Annotated in this window: 17 protein-coding genes; 8 read left to right on the top strand and 9 right to left on the bottom strand. The window is 63.5% G+C overall.

Translation table 11 applies throughout. The features are described 5' to 3' along the window. The first annotated feature begins 139 nt into the window (after positions 1–139). Positions 140–472 carry a DHCW motif cupin fold protein gene (locus tag V1294_RS19130; RefSeq protein ID WP_334481349.1) on the top strand — a complete coding sequence of 111 codons (333 nt, stop codon included), beginning with the start codon at positions 140–142 and terminating at the stop codon, positions 470–472. A gap of 94 nt (positions 473–566) precedes the next feature. Here V1294_RS19130 and V1294_RS19125 read toward each other — a convergent pair whose 3' ends face one another. Continuing rightward, positions 567–1865, bottom strand: coding sequence for an RsmB/NOP family class I SAM-dependent RNA methyltransferase (locus tag V1294_RS19125; protein WP_334499316.1), 1299 nt, complete (start codon positions 1863–1865; stop codon positions 567–569). Positions 1866–1875: 10 nt separating this feature from the next. Next, complete coding sequence (locus V1294_RS19120; protein WP_334481353.1) at positions 1876–2298, bottom strand: MAPEG family protein; 423 nt, start codon at positions 2296–2298, stop codon at positions 1876–1878. 197 nt (positions 2299–2495) lie between these two features. Here V1294_RS19120 and V1294_RS19115 point away from each other — a divergent pair, with 197 nt between their 5' ends. From V1294_RS19115 to V1294_RS19105, 3 genes are all read left to right on the top strand, one after another. After that, the gene (locus tag V1294_RS19115) at positions 2496–3188 is read left to right on the top strand and encodes an acriflavin resistance protein (protein ID WP_334499314.1); all 693 of its coding nucleotides are present in this window, start codon (positions 2496–2498) and stop codon (positions 3186–3188) included. Positions 3189–3363: 175 nt separating this feature from the next. Then, positions 3364–4332, top strand: a complete 969-nt coding sequence (locus V1294_RS19110; protein WP_334499312.1) for a dienelactone hydrolase family protein — start codon at positions 3364–3366, stop codon at positions 4330–4332. Positions 4333–4402: 70 nt separating this feature from the next. Beyond that, entirely contained in the window at positions 4403–5242 is an 840-nt protein-coding gene (locus tag V1294_RS19105; protein WP_334499310.1) for a metallophosphoesterase family protein, read from the top strand. Positions 5243–5342: 100 nt separating this feature from the next. On the opposite strand, the gene V1294_RS19100 is transcribed toward V1294_RS19105, so the two are convergent. From V1294_RS19100 to V1294_RS19085, 4 genes are all read right to left on the bottom strand, one after another. Then, positions 5343–5612, bottom strand: coding sequence for a hypothetical protein (locus tag V1294_RS19100; RefSeq protein ID WP_334499308.1), 270 nt, complete (start codon positions 5610–5612; stop codon positions 5343–5345). Between the two features lie 106 nt (positions 5613–5718). Continuing rightward, positions 5719–6744 carry an NADP-dependent oxidoreductase gene (locus V1294_RS19095; RefSeq protein WP_334499305.1) on the bottom strand — a complete coding sequence of 342 codons (1026 nt, stop codon included), beginning with the start codon at positions 6742–6744 and terminating at the stop codon, positions 5719–5721. Between the two features lie 277 nt (positions 6745–7021). Next, a complete protein-coding gene (guaB, locus tag V1294_RS19090) occupies positions 7022–8512 on the bottom strand; it encodes an IMP dehydrogenase (protein WP_334499303.1) in 1491 nt (496 codons plus the stop codon). Between the two features lie 209 nt (positions 8513–8721). Beyond that, positions 8722–8970: a hypothetical protein gene (locus V1294_RS19085; RefSeq protein WP_334481365.1), complete on the bottom strand. Its 249-nt coding sequence runs from the start codon at positions 8968–8970 to the stop codon at positions 8722–8724. Positions 8971–9108: 138 nt separating this feature from the next. Here V1294_RS19085 and V1294_RS19080 point away from each other — a divergent pair, with 138 nt between their 5' ends. The 3 genes from V1294_RS19080 (at position 9109) to V1294_RS19070 (ending at position 11746) form a co-directional block, all read left to right on the top strand. After that, positions 9109–10584, top strand: a complete 1476-nt coding sequence (locus V1294_RS19080) for a DHA2 family efflux MFS transporter permease subunit (protein WP_334499301.1) — start codon at positions 9109–9111, stop codon at positions 10582–10584. Positions 10585–10794: 210 nt separating this feature from the next. Next, entirely contained in the window at positions 10795–11409 is a 615-nt protein-coding gene (locus tag V1294_RS19075) for a phasin family protein (protein WP_334499299.1), read from the top strand. Positions 11410–11524: 115 nt separating this feature from the next. Beyond that, positions 11525–11746, top strand: a complete 222-nt coding sequence (locus tag V1294_RS19070; protein WP_334481370.1) for a hypothetical protein — start codon at positions 11525–11527, stop codon at positions 11744–11746. Between the two features lie 28 nt (positions 11747–11774). On the opposite strand, the gene V1294_RS19065 is transcribed toward V1294_RS19070, so the two are convergent. The 3 genes from V1294_RS19065 to V1294_RS19055 all read right to left on the bottom strand — a co-directional run bounded on the left by V1294_RS19065 (position 11775) and on the right by V1294_RS19055 (position 14602). Beyond that, complete coding sequence (locus tag V1294_RS19065; RefSeq protein ID WP_442895454.1) at positions 11775–12605, bottom strand: Crp/Fnr family transcriptional regulator; 831 nt, start codon at positions 12603–12605, stop codon at positions 11775–11777. Positions 12606–12811: 206 nt separating this feature from the next. Beyond that, positions 12812–13501 carry an RlmE family RNA methyltransferase gene (locus V1294_RS19060; RefSeq protein WP_334499295.1) on the bottom strand — a complete coding sequence of 230 codons (690 nt, stop codon included), beginning with the start codon at positions 13499–13501 and terminating at the stop codon, positions 12812–12814. 57 nt (positions 13502–13558) lie between these two features. Beyond that, complete coding sequence (locus V1294_RS19055; protein ID WP_334499293.1) at positions 13559–14602, bottom strand: Ppx/GppA phosphatase family protein; 1044 nt, start codon at positions 14600–14602, stop codon at positions 13559–13561. Between the two features lie 212 nt (positions 14603–14814). Between V1294_RS19055 and V1294_RS19050 the strand changes: the two genes are divergently transcribed. Further along, complete coding sequence (locus V1294_RS19050; protein ID WP_334499291.1) at positions 14815–17190, top strand: xanthine dehydrogenase family protein molybdopterin-binding subunit; 2376 nt, start codon at positions 14815–14817, stop codon at positions 17188–17190. The last annotated feature ends 29 nt before the right edge of the window (positions 17191–17219 follow it).

Raw genomic sequence — 17219 nt, 5'->3', positions numbered from 1 at the left:
CCGACCCAACCGCGTCATTGCGAGGAGCGTTAGCGACGAAGCAATCCATCTTTCTTTGTGCCGCACGATGGATTGCTTCGTTTCGCTCGCAATGACGGCGGAAAGACCCCGCTCTCCTCTTACCGCAGGACTCCCCCGCATGAAAATTCCGACACTACCCTTCACCGTGACCGACTGGAGCCAGGTCGCCGCGACGAAACATTCCGGCGAAACCGGCGAAGCGCTGTGGCGCACGCTCAACATCGGCGATCTGCGCGTGCGGATGGTCGAGTATTCGCCGGGTTACCTTGCCGATCACTGGTGCGACCGCGGGCATGTGCTCTACGTGCTGGAAGGCGAACTCGATTCCGAATTGCGCGACGGCCGCACGTTCAAGCTCAAGCCGGGCATGAGCTATCAGGTGTCGGATTTCGGCGACGCCGCGCATCGGTCGTCGACGAAGACGGGCGTGAAGCTGTTCATTGTGGATTGAGGAATCGTAGGGTGGGCAAAGCGCAGCGTGCCCACCATCTCTCCGGTTTCGCAGTTGAATGGTGGGCACGCTTCGCTTTGCCCACCCTACGCGATCATGCCTTCTTGAGCACTGAGACGAAAAACCCGTCCGTGCCGGTGCGGCGCGGGGTTAGCAGCCAGCCTTCGGCCGACTTCAGCGCGGCGTTTTCAAAATCTTCCGCCTTGTCCCAGAGCACGCTTGCCGTCTCGTTCAGTGGCTGAATCGAAAACTCCGGATGGCGCGACAGAAAGCTGCGGATCTGGTCGCCGTTTTCGCTTCGTAGCACCGAGCATGTGACATAGGCGATGCGGCCGCCGGGCTTGACCAGGGCGCTCGCGCGATCAAGCACTTCCGCCTGGTCCTTCAACCGCACTTCGAGCGCGCCGGGGCGCATGCGCCATTTGGCGTCGGGGTTGCGGCGCCAGGTGCCGGTACCGGTACAGGGCGCGTCGATCAGAACGAGATCGGCGGAGGCCTTGATGTCGGCCAATGGATCAGTGTCGCCTTTCGGCGCGCGGACATCGGCGTTGTGGACACCGGCGCGCGACAGCCGCTCGTAGATCGGCGCGAGCTGGCGCTTGTCGTGGTCGGTCGCGATCAGCCGCCCCTTGCCTTGCATCATCGCGGCGAGCGCCAGCGTCTTGCCGCCGGCGCCGGCGCAGAGGTCGATCACCTGCTCGCCGGGTTTTGCCGCCGAGAACAGCGCCGCAAGCTGCGAGCCTTCGTCCTGCACTTCGACGGCGCCCTTGATAAAATCCTCCTCGGCATGAATGCCGGGGTTGCGCGCGTCGGCGCCGAGTTCGATGCGGAGGCCGATCGGCGACCACGGCGTTTCCCGCGCGCCGAGGTGCTTGAGCGAAGCGAGAACCTTCTCGCGCTTGGCCTTCAGCGTATTGACGCGCAGATCGAGCGGGGCGCGGCTCGCCATCGCTGTCGCCTCGGCCACGCGGTCGTCGCCGAACACCGCTGCCAGCGGCGCGTCCAGCCATTCCGGATAATCGCCGGCGATGTGCGGCGGCGCGCCGTCGAGGGTGCGCGAGGTGAGCGCTGATCGCTCAGCCTCGCTCAGCGGCTCCGGCGCGAAACGCCCGCCGTCGCACAGCGCGGCGATGGCCTCGGTATTCATGCCGCGCTCGAGCCGCATCATGCCGAGCACACGCGCACGCGGCGTGTCCGCGTCCATCAGCCAGGCGCTGGACGCCCGGCGCCGCAGCACGTCCCAGATCAGGCCAGATATCGCCGCGCGGTCGCCCGAGCCGGCATAGCGATGCGCGGTGCCCCACTCCTTCAGCGCCTTCGCCGCGGGAACGCGTTGCGCGTCGATGGTTTCGATCAGTTCGATAGCGGCGGACAGCCGGGCAGCAGGGGTCATCAAGGGCTTTCTAAATCAGAAGCAGCAGCTTCAGCGCGAAGTAGATCCACATCACGAGCAGCACCACTGCGCCGGCGAACCAGGCCAGGCTGCGCTGCTGGATGTTGTTGGAGGTGACGAAGATGCCGGCGTGGGCAAATCGCGTCACCACGAACACCCAGGACATCAGCACGATGAAGAGATCGGCCCGGCGCAGCGGCAGCGCCAGCGCGATCAGCATGTAGAACAGGAGGGGTACTTCGAACTGATTGCTGAAGCAATTGCCGATCTGGGCCACGCGGGCCGGATATTTCGGCTGCCCCAGCGCGATGTCCTTCAGGCTGGTTTCCCGGGCCTTCACCGCCTTTGTGCGGGCCGACACCATCCATAGCATCAGGAAGAAAGTGAGCCCGACCGACACGAAAACCGGCAGCAAAACCATTTGAACCGACATGAGAACCTCCCCCGAAACCTGCACCAGACCTTAAAGCAATACCGAGGCACCCCTCGCCTGACAAATCCAGTTCCTCGACACTCGCTTGAACCACAGCCCGAGCCTTTTGAACCACGGACGAAGCCTTGGCGACCAACTATCGAGAATTCCGATGGTTCTGGTCTCGAACCGGCTCCAAAGCAACCCGCGAGCAGGCGATGAACATCACCTCCCCGATCCTGACCGGAGCAGCCAACGCGGCCGAGCTGCCCGGCTATTCCATGACCTCCTTTCTCCGGGCGGTCGGGTTCAGCGACAGCCCCGATGGCGGCCTCGGCATCATCATGTCGGCGTTGGCCGGTGTCGCTGCGGCGCTGGCGGTCGCGATCGTGCTCTCGGTCTACTTTCGCAGCGGCTACCGCAGCCGCCACGATCTCCTCAAACACGGCCTTGCCGTCTTCGCGGTGCTGGTCCTGCTCGCCTTCGCGATCTCCGACATGCGGCACGCGGCGCAGGCCTATCTCGGCCTCAATCCGGCAAAGCCCGCGGTGGAATTTGAAATCCGCCTGCCGAAGGCTGTGCTGACGACCGCCGCCGAAACCCAGGTCGAACTACTGACCGACCGGAACCAGAAACTGGCCAAGGTTCAGGAGGCGCTGGCCTCCACGCCCGACGGCCGCAGCATATTGCGGGGCACGGTGACGCTGGATTATCGCACCACCGAGCGCGTGATGGTGCTGAACCTGCCCGGCCAGGCCCAAGGCACGTTCCGGCTGCGGCTGCCGGCGAGCCCGACACGCTCCGGCCAGTTCGGACCATGGCATCTGGCCGACGGCATCGTGCCGGCCAATGGCGGCGCGGTGACTTCAGAGATTCACGACGCCTTCGCGATCCGCTACCGCGTGCTTTGAGGCGCTACGCTGGGCGGCCACGACGCGGCCAAGACGCTGGAGCGCTTGTGTTGCCCATTTGCCCTGAAGGACAAGGATGGCAAGACCGCGGGCACTTTTACTTTGACGGGAACAACCAGCGCTTTACTTTATCCCCGACGGTCGCCGAAAGAGAGTGGCCGCGGGAGGGTTACACTTGCGATTTCGCGATCAGGACATTGTTTTCGCTGGCGGTGCCAAGGGACAGAATATCGACATCCTCAGCGCCAATCCGGTCAATTACTTCCAAGTCATCAGCAATGCCGCCGACCTGCCGAGACTTGTCATCGACGGCAAGCTGTTCCTGCCCACTTCGGATCATCGCAAGCGCAACGGGAAGCTACCGCTTGTCATGGTGGTGCCGGGCAGCCTCGGCGTCGCGGCTTCTCACCTGGCGCATGCCGAAACGGTGGTCGGCGACGGCTTTGCGGCTTTTGTGCTCGACAGTTTTGGCGCGCGCGATGTGACGTCCACCGTCGCCAACCAGACCCAATTTTCATTTGCCGCCAGCGCCTATGACGTGTTGGCCGCCTGGCAGGTGCTGTCTGTTCATCCCGAGATCGACGCTTCCCGGATCGGCGCGCAAGGCCACAGCCGCGGCGGCTCGGCGGTGCTGACGGCGGCGACGCGACGTTTTGCCGATGCGGTGGTCGGCGCCGGCGCCGGTTTTCGCAGCGTGCTCGCCGCCTATCCCTGGAGCGGCCACCAGTTCCTCGATCCATCCGTCGACGAAACCGAAATCCGCGTCATCATGGGCGATGCGGATGAATGGTGCTCGCCGATGCAGGTGCAGGGCCATTGCCAGGCCATCCGCCTTTCCGGTGGCAAAGCGACGATGCGGCTGATCGGCGGCGCGCAGCACAGCTTTGACCGCGGCACAGGTATCGAAAATGTTCCCGACGCATCCGTCTCCCCCGCCGCGCCGACGGCCTATATCGCCAATAACGGCGCCTTCATCCATCCGCTCACGGGCGTCGCGGACAGCAAGCTCGTCGACCGTGACCTGATGGTCTATGCGCTGAAGGCGGGCTACGGCCGGAAGGGCGCGAGAATCGGAAGCCGCGACGGCGATGCTGAGCTGTTCAGGGCGGATATGCTCGCGTTCTGGCGGCGGACGCTGGGCTGACGCCACCCACACGCTTTCGTCATCGTTCCGACTTCAGGTCCGGTTATGATCGGCCCGAAAGGAAGGCTGCATGTCCGAATTTCGCCTGACGCAAATTTCCGATACCCACCTCGCCCGCCGTCTGCAGAAACTGACCGACAATTTTCACCGCGTCAGCGAGCATATCGACGCGACGCGGCCCGATCTCGTCATCAACAGTGGCGATATCTCCTTCGACGGTCCGACCAGCCGCAGCGATCTCGAATTTGCGAAAGAAATGCATGACGCGCTACCGGTGCCGTGCAGGCTTTTGCCCGGCAACCACGACATCGGCGACAACCCGACAGCGATCGGCCCCGCGCCAAAGCAGCCGGCGACCGAGGAAGAGCGGCGGAAATATCTGTCTGTGACTGGCGAAGACCGCTGGCGCTTCGATGCTGCCGGCTGGAGTTTTATCGGGCTGAACTCGCTGATCATGAACACCGGAATCGAGAGCGAGGCCGAGCAGTTCGGCTGGCTGGTTTCAGAACTTGCAAGCGTGAACGGCAAGCCGGTCGCGCTATTCCTGCATAAGCCTCTATATCTGAACACGCCCGACGATCCCGAGATCGAGGCGTCGGCGATCCGCTACGTTCCGCAGCCCCGGCGCAAGAATCTGATCGAGATGTTTGCGGCGGTCGATCTGCGGCTGGTCGCCTCAGGCCACGTGCACCAGCGCCGCGACTTCACCTTCGGCCACACCCGCCATGTCTGGGCGCCGTCTGCCGGCTTCATCATTCCGGACCGGATGCAGGAAGTGATTGGCGCCAAGCAAGTCGGGCTGGTGGAATACCGTTTCCAGCCCGACAGTTTTGAAGTCCGCCACGTCAGGGCGCCCGGCCAGACCGATGTCGGGCTGGACGAGCTGCTCGGCAAAGCGGCCAAGGACTGAGGCGTTCTTGAGGCGTTCTTGGGACCGCTCTGCTTCCGCTTTGATTTGAGCACGACCTTCTCGAAAGATTTTCAGATCATGCTTCACACGTTAGAGCGCATCACCACTGACGCTCAACGAGGCCAAAGGAGGAGGAACCATCGTCCCATGGCGCTGTCGCAAATGCGCCTACGCGTGGAGCCGGCTGAAACCGGCTGCCGTAATAGTAGCCCGGTCCGGGCGTGACCCTGACACCGTAGCCTCCTGTGACGTAACCGGAGTTCGGATAGTAGCCCGTCACGCCGGGTTCCTGGTAAACCACTTGAGCCATTGCAGGAGTGGCCAGCATCGTTGCGGCAACCAGACCGAGCGATAGTTTCTTGAAGTTCATCATTTGGCTTCTCCATTGGATGTCAAAACCAAACGACGGCGTTGAAGGGACGTTCCCTCATCCATCTCAAGTGGCTGTGAGGTTCGCGCCGCAAGTTCCAGTTGGCTCAAATTTTATCCGGCCCGACGCGCACCAGTTGCTTGCCGAAGTTCGCGCCCTTCAAGAGGCCCATGAACGCGGCAGGCGCGCTGTCGAGACCTTCGGTGACGAACTCCTTGTGCTTGACCTTGCCCTCGCGAACCCACTGCGACATGTCGCGCAGGAAGTCGCCGTGACGCGCGGCAAAATCGCTGACGATGAAGCCGCGGATGGTCAGCCGCTTGGTCAGCACGTTGCGCATCATCGCCGGCGCCCATTTCGGCGCCACGGCTTGCGTATCGTTGTAATGCGCGATCAGGCCGCAGACGGGCATGCGCGCAAACGCATTGAGCAGCGGAAACACCGCTTCGAACACGGCGCCGCCGACGTTTTCGAAATAGACGTCGATGCCTTTCGGGCAGGCAAACTTCAGCTTCGCGGCAAGATCGGTTTCGCGGTGATCGAGGCAATCGTCGAAGCCGAGTTCGTTCTTCACGTAAGCGCACTTGTCCTTGCCGCCGGCGATGCCGACCGCGCGTGCGCCCTTGATCTTCGCGATCTGGCCGACCGCTGAGCCGACCGCGCCGGAGGCCGCCGCGACGACGACGGTCTCGCCGGCCTGCGGCTTGCCGATATCGAGCAGGCCGGTATACGCGGTCATGCCGGGCATGCCGAGCACGCCAACAGCGGTCGAGATCGGCGCAATCTTCGGATCGATTTTCGCCAGGCCCTTGCCGTCGGAGATGGCGTGCGTCTGCCAGCCCGCACGCGACAGCACGATGTCGCCCTTGGCAAAGCCGGGATTGTTCGAGGCGATCACCTCGCTGACCGTGCCGCCCTCCATCACGCCGTTGATCGGCACCGGCTGCGCATAGGACGGCCCATCGCTCATGCGCCCGCGCATGTAGGGATCGAGCGAGAGCCAGATGGTGCGCAGGAGCACTTCGCCCGCGCCCGGGGTCGGGATCGGGCAATCCTCGAGGCGGAAATCGGAGGGTTTGGGTTCGCCGACCGGGCGAGCGGCGAGAACGATGCGCTTTGCTGATGCGGACATTGAGGGTTCCTCCGAGTGTTGTTGTTCTTCGTCATTGCGAGCGTAGCGAAGCAATCCACGCCTCCGCAAGCGGCGAAATGAATTGCTTCGCGGAGCCTGTCATCGGGCGCGCATTCGCGCGACCCGTTGGCTCGCAATGACGGTGGAGGGAGAATGACATCTCCTCCAACGCCGTCATTCCGGGGCGATGCGTAGGACCGAACCCGGAATTTCGAGATTCTCAGGTGCGCAATTGCGCACCTTAGTTCGCTTCGCGCCCCGGAATGACAGCCTAAGATTACACCCCGCCCGGATAATTCGGGCTCTCGCGCGTGATCGTCACGTCGTGGACGTGGCTTTCGCGCAGGCCCGCGCCGGTGATGCGGACGAACTGCGCCTTGTCGTGGAATTCGGCGAGGTTGCGGGCGCCGACATAGCCCATCGCGGCGCGCAGGCCGCCGGCGAGCTGATGCATGACGTTGCCGACCGGGCCTTTATAAGGCACCTGGCCCTCGATGCCTTCGGGCACCAGCTTGAGCGTATCCTTGATGTCCTGCTGGAAGTAGCGGTCGGCGGAACCGCGCGCCATCGCGCCGACCGAGCCCATGCCGCGATAGGCCTTGTAGGAACGGCCCTGCCACAAAAACACTTCGCCCGGCGTCTCATCGGTGCCGGCCAGCAGCGAACCGACCATGGCGATGTCGGCGCCGGCGGCGAGCGCCTTGGCGAGATCGCCGGAATATTTGATGCCGCCATCGGCGATGACGGGCACGTTTGCCTTCTTCGCCGCTTCCACCGCATCCATGATCGCGGTGAGTTGCGGCACGCCGACGCCGGCGACGATGCGCGTGGTGCAGATCGAGCCCGGGCCGATGCCGACCTTGATCGCGTCAGCGCCCGCATCGATCAGCGCCTGCGCGCCTTCCTTCGTGGCGATATTGCCGGCGATCACCTGCACGGCGTTCGAGAGCCGCTTGATGCGGTTGACCGCTTCCAGCACGCGGGACGAATGGCCGTGCGCGGTATCGACCACGATCAGATCGACCCCGGCATCGATCAGCAGTTCGGTACGCTCAAAGCCGCCCTCGCCGACGGTGGTCGCGGCTGCGGCGCGCAGACGGCCTTGGCTGTCCTTGCAGGCCAGCGGATGCGCAACCGCCTTCTCCATGTCCTTGACGGTAATCAGGCCGACGCAGCGATATTGATCGTCGACAACAAGCAGTTTTTCGATGCGATGCTTGTGCAACATCCGCTTCGCCTCGTCCTGGCTGACGTCTTCGCGCACCGTGACGAGGTTTTCATGCGTCATCAATTCGGAGATTTTCTGGCGCGGATCGTTCGCAAAGCGGACGTCGCGGTTGGTGAGGATGCCAACCAGCTTTCCCGGTACCCCCTTGGAAGCGCCGGTGACCACGGGAATGCCGGAGAAGCCGTGATCCTTCATCAGCGCCATCGCGTCCGACAGCATCGCATCGGGGCCGATGGTCAGCGGATTGACCACCATTCCGGATTCATACTTCTTGACCTGCCGCACCTGGGCGGCCTGTCCCTCCGGATCGAAATTGCGGTGGATGACGCCGACGCCGCCGGCCTGCGCCATCGCGATCGCCATGCGTGCTTCGGTGACGGTGTCCATTGCGGACGCGATGATCGGGATGTTAAGCGGGATCGCGCGGGTCACATGCGAGCGGATATCGGCCTCAGAAGGCAGGATATCCGAGAGACCGGGTTTCAGAAGCACATCGTCGAACGTGAAGGCTTCACGGATACCCTGAAGTCCCTGCGCCATTGCCAACTCCTTTCGGCGGCTCATCGCCGCGATCAGTTCTTATGGATGAACGCCGCCTTCGGCGATGCTATCGGCATCGCCGTCGAATCGAAGCCCATCGGTGGGGTTGACGGTGGTCGATAGCATGGCGGGACGCCGAATCAAAGTGTTTGCCAGCTATGCACAGGCTTTTCGGGAAAAGCCGCAATCCCAAGGGGTTAGCGACGGCCTTAGGGCCGGTATCCCGGCGGCGGGCCGTGCTGGCGGATCGCCTCCACCACCTCGCGGTGCCGGCGGTCCTCCCGCTTCATGTGAACCGCGATCAGCGCATGCGCCGAGGGCACCAGCAGCAGTACGTGGAAAATCAGCCCGAAAACCAGGCAAAACACGATCAGGACCAGGTTGAAGATCGCCGAAAACGGCTGCCCGTTCAGCAGCAGCCCGACCGGCGGCAACAAGGCAGCAAGCACGTAGATCATGCGGACCTCCAGCGGCTGGCACGGTGCATACCAGCGTCACGCAGGACTTAGGTGGTTTGCCCCGTTCCGCAATGGCCTGTGCGACAGCGGAATGATACAGCGCCCTCGCCTGCCTCACTTTCCGGTCCCCCGATCCCGATGACCAAAGAACGCCTGATCCCGCTGATCGTCGCCACTGCCCTGTTCATGGAAAACATGGACTCGACGGTGATTGCGACCTCGCTGCCGGCGATCGCGGCCGATATCGGCACCAGCCCGCTGACGCTGAAGCTCGCCATCACGTCCTACTTGCTGTCGCTCGCGGTGTTCATCCCGGCCAGCGGCTGGACCGCCGATCGTTTCGGCGCGCGCATGGTGTTCTCGATCGCCATCGGCGTGTTCATGATCGGGTCGATCGGGTGCGCGCTGTCGCAGAACGTGACCCATTTCGTCATCGCCCGCATCCTGCAGGGCATGGGCGGCGCGATGATGACGCCGGTCGGACGGCTGGTGCTGTTGCGCTCGATCGACAAGAGCGCACTGGTCAATGCGATGACATGGGTGACGGTGCCGGCGCTGATCGGGCCGGTGATCGGCCCGCCGCTCGGCGGCTTCATCACCACCTACTTCTCCTGGCACTGGATCTTTTTGATCAACATCCCGATCGGGCTGCTCGGCATCTTCATGGCGATGAAGTATATCGACCCGATCAAGAGCGAGGATCCCGAGCGCTTCGATCTCTATGGGCTGGTGCTGGCCGGGATCGGCCTTGCCGGCATCGCCTTCGGCCTCTCGGTTGCCGGCCTCGGCCTGCTGCCCTGGCCTGTTGTCGCCGGCCTCGTTGCGGTCGGCACGATCTCGATGACGCTCTATGTGATGCATGCGAGGCGGACCGGATCGCCGGTGCTGGATTTCTCGCTGCTGCGCTTGTCGACCATGCGCGCCAGCATCATCGGCGGCTTCCTGTTCCGGCTCGGCATCGGCGCGCTGCCGTTCCTGCTGCCGCTGTTGATGCAGGAAGGTTTTGGCCTGACACCATTCCAATCGGGACTGGTGACGTTTGCCTCGGCCGTCGGCGCGATGGGCATGAAGACGCTGGCCGCACGCATCATCCGCGCCTTCGGCTTCCGCAACATGATGACGGTCAATGCCGTCGTCAGCGCGGTCTTCCTCGCCGCCTGCGCCCTGTTCACGGTGACGACGCCACTGCTGCTGATCTTCATCATCCTGGTCGTCGGGGGATTCTTCCGCTCGCTGCAATTCACCGCGATCAATACGGTGGCCTATGCCGAGGTCGAGCCGGCGCAGATGAGCCGCGCGACCACGCTGGTCAGTGTCAACCAGCAACTGGCGATTTCCGCCGGCGTCGCGGTCGGTGCGTTCTCGGTGGAATCGACCATGCTGTGGCACCATGTCACCGAACTGAACGCCGACGTATTCCCGCCGGCGTTCCTCGTGGTCGCGGTCATCTCGGCGGCGTCGGCCTATTTCTTCTGGCAGATGCCCGATGACGCCGGCCACGAAATTTCCGGGCGCAAGGTGGTCGAGATTTCCAGCCGCAAGGGCGCGGCAAAGGCGGCTACCAAGGCCGCCAGCGAAGGCACCGAGGACGCACGCGATCAGCGGCTGGGCTGACTAGGCGCAGCTACGCCTCACCTGACGGCAGCTCCGGCAAGGCCGAAGGCCCGAGCCTCCCCGAGAGTTTTTTCATTGCCGGTGTGTATGACACCCGACATTCAAAAATTCGCCGTGAGAGTCACAAAGCGAACGGAAGCCCCGGCGCCAGTCCGCCATATACTTTGGTATAGGCGGGCGCGAGGCGGTCATCCGCGGCAGCACCTGCCCTTGTTGGAAGTTGGGGGAAATGGTTCCCGGTTCCGTCTCTGCGGCGGCACGCGCCTCGGAAGGTCCGGGAACAAAAATCCGATCGTTGTTGAGTTCAGTTTCGCTGAGAGGATGAAACCCGTGAGTGATGCCAATATGAACGTTGACGTGAATAACAATACGCCGAACCCGAAAGCCACCGGACCATACGAAAAGCGCGGATTTGACATGCCGTTCTTCGCGGTGCCTGGGATCTTTAATGGGATCACCGAGCAGAACATGACGCGGGCGAAGGAAGGCATCGAGAACATGAAGGTTGCCTCGGGAGCAGTCACCGACGTTCTCCTGGAATCCTGTTCAACCAACGCAAGAGGCGCCGCGGACTACGCCTCGAAATTGATCGAGTTCTCGGCCGCCAACACCAGCTCCGCCTTCGATTTTCTCACCCATCTCATGGGCACGAAGTCGCCCTCGGAAATCTTGCAGCTCTCCGCCGCACAGGGCTGCAAGAACTTTGGAGCCACGGCAGCACAAAACCGGGAGATGTGGGAGCTCACCCGCAAGATCGCGACCGAGAGTGCCGATCCAATCAAGAAGAGCTTTGCCGGCATGCTGCAGAAAGCGTCCTGGTTTTAAGTCACTTTCGCAGCCCGACAGGATCGGCTGGAACGAGCGCTCCACAAGAAGGGCGCATTCCAGCCGACGTCGAGTTGACATGCCGCAACACAAAAATCCAGGGACGGAAGAGCAGATGGGCGTCGTCATGATCAAATGCCCCGAGACGGGGCGTGCCATTCCGACAGGTATGGAAGCGGATCGCGAACGGTTTCGCTGCAGTCCGGTATTTTTCGCGCGCACCTTCTGTTTGATCTGCAAAGCCAGCCACGAATGGTTTGCCAGGGAGGCCTGGGTTCACGAGCCATCAGAGAGGCGGCTCAAGCCAAAGGCCACGCTCAGCCTGCAATCCGCGTAGGGCCGCTGAAGCCGTTGCTGCAACTCCGTCAATGGCCCCTCGAGCGGGGGCCGGTCACTCCCTGGCTTGGCGTGCGGCGATGAACCTCCTCTGCCTCGGCAAACAAGGCAGCTCGGTCCCGGGGATGCCGGACGAGCCCCGGCGGGGTCATCTCCTCCGGCAAGACGATCCGACCGATCCTGCGGCGCATGAGCTGGTAGCACTCGCATGCTGCTGCTTCGAGCCGCGGCCTGTCGATCTCAATGAAGGACCGCCGATTGGATCGGACCGCACCCGAGTCACGGAGCTTGCAAACGGCATGCGTCACCGTCGTTCGCCGCACGCCGAGAAATTCCGCAAGCGTCTCCTGCGTCAGCGGCAGGGTGTCCCCGTCGAGCCGATCGTGGACGTGCAGCAACCATCTCGCCAGACGGGCTTCGACCGAGTGTAGCGCATTGCAGGCCGCGACGTGCTGAAATTGTGCCATCAGTGCCCTAGAGAGGATCTGGACCGCGCCATTCAAGGCGCTGCTGCGGTCGAGCGCCGCTTGAAACCGTGCTGGTGAAATCTGCAACGTGGTCCCCGCCACCCGCACCACCGCGGTCATCGGAGAGCGGGAAGGCCCCAGCGTCGACAGGATGCCCACAGCTCCCTCGTTGCCGACGAGAGCGGTCGCGACCGTTTGCCCGCTCGGCATGTCCATGATGAAGGCGATCAAGCCGCTGAGAGGGAAATAGATCTTTTCGGCTACGTCACCCGACCGCATCAGCACGGCGTCACGTTCAAGCGGGACCATTCGGAAATGAGGCACTAGGAATTTAAGATCTGCTGGCGGCAATGCAGCTAACAGTCGATTACCAACTCTGGCCCTGTGCTCCATCACGGGAAAGCTCCTTCCCAGACGGATGCGCCGTACGCTGCAGAACTGCTGCTGGCGTCAGGCTGCATGCGAATAAACAGACCGCGCCGAGCTGGTATTATGCGCCATCCGGGAAAAAGTTCCAATGGCATTACTCAGGCGCGTCAACGTCGCTCACCCCGCAACCAGGCAGACATTCATCGACCGCGGCCGCGTAAAGGTTGCGCTTAAAGCCGGGTGGGCTGCCTGCGAAATCCCATCGCCAGCACGTAGCGCTCCGACGAATCCTGCCGGCTCGAAGCCGGCTTGACGTGGCGCACGCTGGCGAAATCGCGCTTCAATTGCGCGACCAGTTCGGCGTCTGCGCCGCTCTGAAAGGCCTTGGCCAGAAACGTTCCGCCGGGATTGAGCACGTCGGCGGCAAACGCTGCCGCAGTTTCGATCAGGCCGACGATGCGCAACTGATCCGTCTTGCGATGGCCGGTGGTGTTGGGCGCCATGTCGGACATCACGACATCGGCCCGCCCGCCCATCATCGCGATCAGCTTTTCGGGCGCGTCCTCAGCCAGGAAATCGAGCTGGGCGAAATTGACACCAGGAATCTCCGGCATCTCCAGGAGATCGATCGCGACCACCTTGCCCTTGCCGTTGACGGCGCCGACACGCTTCGCTGCGATCTGGCTCCAGCCGCCGGGAGCGGCGCCGAGATCGACCACAGCGATGCCATGCTTGAGGAAGTGATACTTGTCGTCGATCTCGATCAGCTTGTAGGCCGCGCGCGAGCGATAGCCGTCCCGCTTGGCTTGCGCCACATAGGGATCATTGAGCTGCCGCTCCAGCCAGAGTTTTGATGACAGCTTGCGCTTGCCACCGCTCTTGACCGTGACGTGCAGGCGTCCGGTGGTGTCTTTTGCCATGTCTGTCGGTGCCTTGGGGTGTCAGACGCGATCTAGCACATCACGCCACGCGGCGCATTAACACGCCCTGAGCGCGCCGTCTTCGCGCATCATCTCGACCAGCATGCCCTCGCGCAGGCCCCGGTCGGCAACGCGCAGCCGCGGCAGCGGGAAGGCATCGCGGATCGCATCCAGAATGGCGCAGCCGGCCAGCACCAGATCGGCGCGCTCGACGCTGATGCAATTATTGTTGGCGCGCTCCAGATAGCTCATGCCGCGCAGCCGCTGGATCACCGCGGTAATGTCGGAACCGTGCATCCAGATGCCATCGATGCGGCGGCGATCGTAGCGCGCCAGATTGAGATGGACGCCGGCGAGCGTGGTCACGGTGCCGGAGGTGCCCAGCATATGCATGTCGTGCAAATCCGTGCCGTGCTCGCCAGCGAACGGCGCGACATATTGCGCGACTTCGCGCACCATCCCCGCATAGGATTCCGCCGTGACGTCTCGTCCGCCGAAATGCTCGGCCAAGGTGACGACGCCGAGCGGGATCGATATCCACGCCTTGATCCGCGGCGACGCATTCTGCTCGGCGGGATCGCGCTCGATCCGGACCAGCTCGGTCGAGCCGCCGCCGATGTCGAACAGGATCGCGCCCCGCCCTCTTGCGTCCAGCAGCGGCGAGCAGCCGATCACGGCAAGCGCCGCCTCGGTCTCGCGATCGATCACCTCGAGCCGGATGCCGGTCTCGCTCGCGACGCGGGCGCGAAAGCTTTCGGCATTGGCGGCAGCGCGGCAGGCTTCGGTGGCGATCAACCGCAGGCGGTGGGCCTTGCGGTAGCGGATCTTGTCGCTGCAGATGCTGAGCGCCGCGATGGCGCGCTCGATCGCCGCCTCGCTGATGGAACCGGTCGCGGAAATGCCCTCGCCGAGCCGGATGATCCGCGAAAACGAATCCACCACGCGAAAACCATCGCCTGCCGGACTGGCGATCAAAAGCCGGCAATTATTGGTGCCAAGGTCGAGCGCGGCATAGACACCGTTTGCCGTGGCCGCCGCAACCGACCCTGACGGGCTAGCGCAGACCTCAAGGCCTTCGCGCAGCCGCGTATCGTCAATCATCAAAACTGTCTTTCCGCAGGCCGCTTCCGGGCCGCCGAAGAAAAATTACCGTTCACGGAAACTTTAGCAGCGCCAAGGGGCTACGCAACAACCCATCACATAGGACTATGCCCAATCAGGCGTTGTCCGGCATGACGCAGTGCGTTATCTCAGCAGGAACCCGCGGAACCGGGAAAATCCAAGAGAATCCCAAGCATTTCAGGTGTTTTTCGATGCAAGATCACACGGGCGCCGCCTCCCTGGACAACGCTATCGCACTGCAAAAATACGGGGTGGGGCAGCCGGTGCGCCGCAAGGAAGACGACACGCTGGTGCGCGGCAAGGGCAAATACACCGACGATTTCGCCCTGCCCGGCCAGGCCTATTGCTGGATGGTGCGCTCCAGCCATGCCCACGGAATCATCAAGGGGATCGCCACGGCCACCGCCAAGGCCATGCCCGGCGTGCTCGGCATCTGGACCGGCAAGGACCTGGAAGCCGCCGGCTACAACCCCTTCACCTGCGGTCTGCCGCTGAAGAGCCGGGACGGCTCACCGCTGCTGCAGACCAACCGTCCGGCGCTGGCGACCGACAAGGTGCGCTTTGTCGGCGACCCCATCGCCTTTGTGGTCGCGGAAACGCTGGCGCAGGCGCGCGACGCGGCGGAGGCCGTCGAACTCGAGATCGAGCCGCTACCCGCCGTGACCGACGCGGCTGAAGCGACAAAGCCCGGTGCGCCGCTGCTCTACGATCACATCCCGAACAACGTCGCGCTGGACTACCACTATGGCGACACGGCCAAGATCGACGCGGCGTTCGCCGCTGCTGCCCATGTGACCAAACTCGACATCGTCAACACCCGCGTTGCCGTGGTGTCGATGGAGCCGCGCGTGGCGCTGGCCGCCTACGACAAGGCGGCCGAACGCTTCACGCTGCAGGTGCCGACGCAGGGCGTCTCCGGCAACAAGGTGACGCTGGCGAAAATCCTCAACGTGCCGAACGACAAGGTTCGCATCCTGACCGCCAATGTCGGCGGCTCCTTCGGCATGAAGAACGTCAGCTATCCCGAATATACCTGCATCCTGCACGCGGCGAAGGCGCTGGGCCGCCCGGTGAAATGGACCGACGAGCGCTCGACCAGCTTCCTTTCGGACAGCCATGGCCGCGCGCAGCTCATTCACGCCGAACTGGCGCTCGATGCCGAAGGCAAGTTTTTGGCGGTGCGCCTGCAGGGTTACGGCAATCTCGGCGCCTACATCACCGGCGTCGCGCCGGGGCCGCTGTCGCTCAACACCGGCAAGAATCTTGCGAGTGTCTACCGCACGCCGCTGCTCGGCGTCGACATCAAGACGGTGTTGACCAACACCACGCTGATGGGCGCCTATCGCGGCGCCGGCCGGCCCGAGGCCAATTACTACATGGAGCGGCTGATCGACCGCGCCGCCGACGAGATGGGCATCAACCGCCTCACCTTGCGCAAGCGCAACTTCATCAAGCCGTCGCAACTGCCGTTCGCAGCAGCCTCTGGCGTCACCTATGACAGCGGCGATTTCGCAGGCGTCTTCAACAAGGCGCTGGAGATTTCCGATCACGCCAATTTTGCGAAGCGGAAGAAGGAGAGCAAAAAGAGCGGCAAGCTGCGCGGCATCGCCGTCGGCTCCTATCTGGAAGTGACCGCGCCGCCGAGCGGCGAACTCGGCAAGATCAGCTTCGAGCCGGATGGTTCGGTGAAGCTGACCACCGGCACGCTCGATTACGGCCAAGGCCACGCCACGCCGTTCGCGCAGGTGCTTTCGGCGCAGCTAGGCGTTCCCTTCGACAAGATCACGCTGGAGCAGAACGACAGCGATCTCGTCCGTTTCGGCAACGGCACCGGCGGGTCGCGCTCCATCACCGCGACCGGTCAGGCCATCGTGGAAGCTTCCGCCCTCGTGATCGCGAAAGGCAAACAGGCCGCCGCGCATCTGATGGAAGCGTCCGAGGGCGATATCGAATTCGCCCAAGGCCGCTTCACCATCGCCGGCACCGACCGCTCGATCGGCATCATGGAGCTGGCGCAGCGCGTGCGCGAAGGCAGGATGCCGGAGGGCGTGCCGCTGTCGCTCGACGTCGACCACGCCACCAAGGACACGCCGTCCACCTTCCCCAATGGCTGCCATGTCGCGGAAGTGGAAATCGATCCCGAGACCGGCGTGACGCGGATCGTGCGCTACTTCGCGGTCAACGATTTCGGCACCGTGGTCAACCCGATGATCGTCGCCGGCCAGTTGCATGGCGGCGTGGCGCAGGGCATCGGCCAGGCGCTGATGGAGGAAGTCAGCTACGATTCAAGCGGCCAGCCGATCACCGGCTCGTTCATGGACTATGCCTTGCCGCGCGCGGAGGACATTCCGCCGATGGAAGTCGGCGACCACCCCTCGCCCGCAAAGTCCAATCCGCTGGGCACAAAAGGCTGCGGCGAAGCCGGCTGTGCCGGCAGCCTCGTCTGCGTCGTCAACGCGGTGGTCGACGCGCTGTCGGAATACGGCATCACCCATATCGACATGCCGCTGACGCCGGAGCGGGTGTGGCGGGCGATCCAGGATGCGAAGGCCAAGCAGGCGGCGTGAGGCTAGGCCAACCCGTCATTGCCGGGCTT

Origin of the sequence: Bradyrhizobium sp. AZCC 1678, from assembly GCF_036924765.1 — a bacterium.
Classification (GTDB): Bacteria; Pseudomonadota; Alphaproteobacteria; order Rhizobiales; family Xanthobacteraceae; genus Bradyrhizobium; species Bradyrhizobium algeriense.
The sequence above is the reverse complement of the archived record's forward strand: the minus strand, read 5'-3'. Positions and strand labels throughout refer to the sequence as shown.

Excerpts from the sequence above, each read along its gene's own strand:
- V1294_RS19120 (WP_334481353.1), bottom strand. The coding sequence starts at position 2,298 with ATGTCGGTTCAAATGGTTTTGCTGCCGGTTTTCGTGTCGGTCGGGCTC.
- V1294_RS19065 (WP_442895454.1), bottom strand. The coding sequence starts at position 12,605 with ATGGAGCACAGGGCCAGAGTTGGTAATCGACTGTTAGCTGCATTGCCG.
- V1294_RS19060 (WP_334499295.1), bottom strand. The coding sequence starts at position 13,501 with ATGGCAAAAGACACCACCGGACGCCTGCACGTCACGGTCAAGAGCGGT.
- V1294_RS19095 (WP_334499305.1), bottom strand. The coding sequence starts at position 6,744 with ATGTCCGCATCAGCAAAGCGCATCGTTCTCGCCGCTCGCCCGGTCGGC.
- V1294_RS19085 (WP_334481365.1), bottom strand. The coding sequence starts at position 8,970 with ATGATCTACGTGCTTGCTGCCTTGTTGCCGCCGGTCGGGCTGCTGCTG.
- V1294_RS19115 (WP_334499314.1), top strand. The coding sequence starts at position 2,496 with ATGAACATCACCTCCCCGATCCTGACCGGAGCAGCCAACGCGGCCGAG.
- V1294_RS19100 (WP_334499308.1), bottom strand. The coding sequence starts at position 5,612 with ATGAACTTCAAGAAACTATCGCTCGGTCTGGTTGCCGCAACGATGCTG.
- V1294_RS19050 (WP_334499291.1), top strand. The coding sequence starts at position 14,815 with ATGCAAGATCACACGGGCGCCGCCTCCCTGGACAACGCTATCGCACTG.
- V1294_RS19105 (WP_334499310.1), top strand. The coding sequence starts at position 4,403 with ATGTCCGAATTTCGCCTGACGCAAATTTCCGATACCCACCTCGCCCGC.
- V1294_RS19080 (WP_334499301.1), top strand. The coding sequence starts at position 9,109 with ATGACCAAAGAACGCCTGATCCCGCTGATCGTCGCCACTGCCCTGTTC.
- V1294_RS19055 (WP_334499293.1), bottom strand. The coding sequence starts at position 14,602 with ATGATTGACGATACGCGGCTGCGCGAAGGCCTTGAGGTCTGCGCTAGC.
- guaB (WP_334499303.1), bottom strand. The coding sequence starts at position 8,512 with ATGGCGCAGGGACTTCAGGGTATCCGTGAAGCCTTCACGTTCGACGAT.
- V1294_RS19130 (WP_334481349.1), top strand. The coding sequence starts at position 140 with ATGAAAATTCCGACACTACCCTTCACCGTGACCGACTGGAGCCAGGTC.
- V1294_RS19070 (WP_334481370.1), top strand. The coding sequence starts at position 11,525 with ATGGGCGTCGTCATGATCAAATGCCCCGAGACGGGGCGTGCCATTCCG.
- V1294_RS19125 (WP_334499316.1), bottom strand. The coding sequence starts at position 1,865 with ATGACCCCTGCTGCCCGGCTGTCCGCCGCTATCGAACTGATCGAAACC.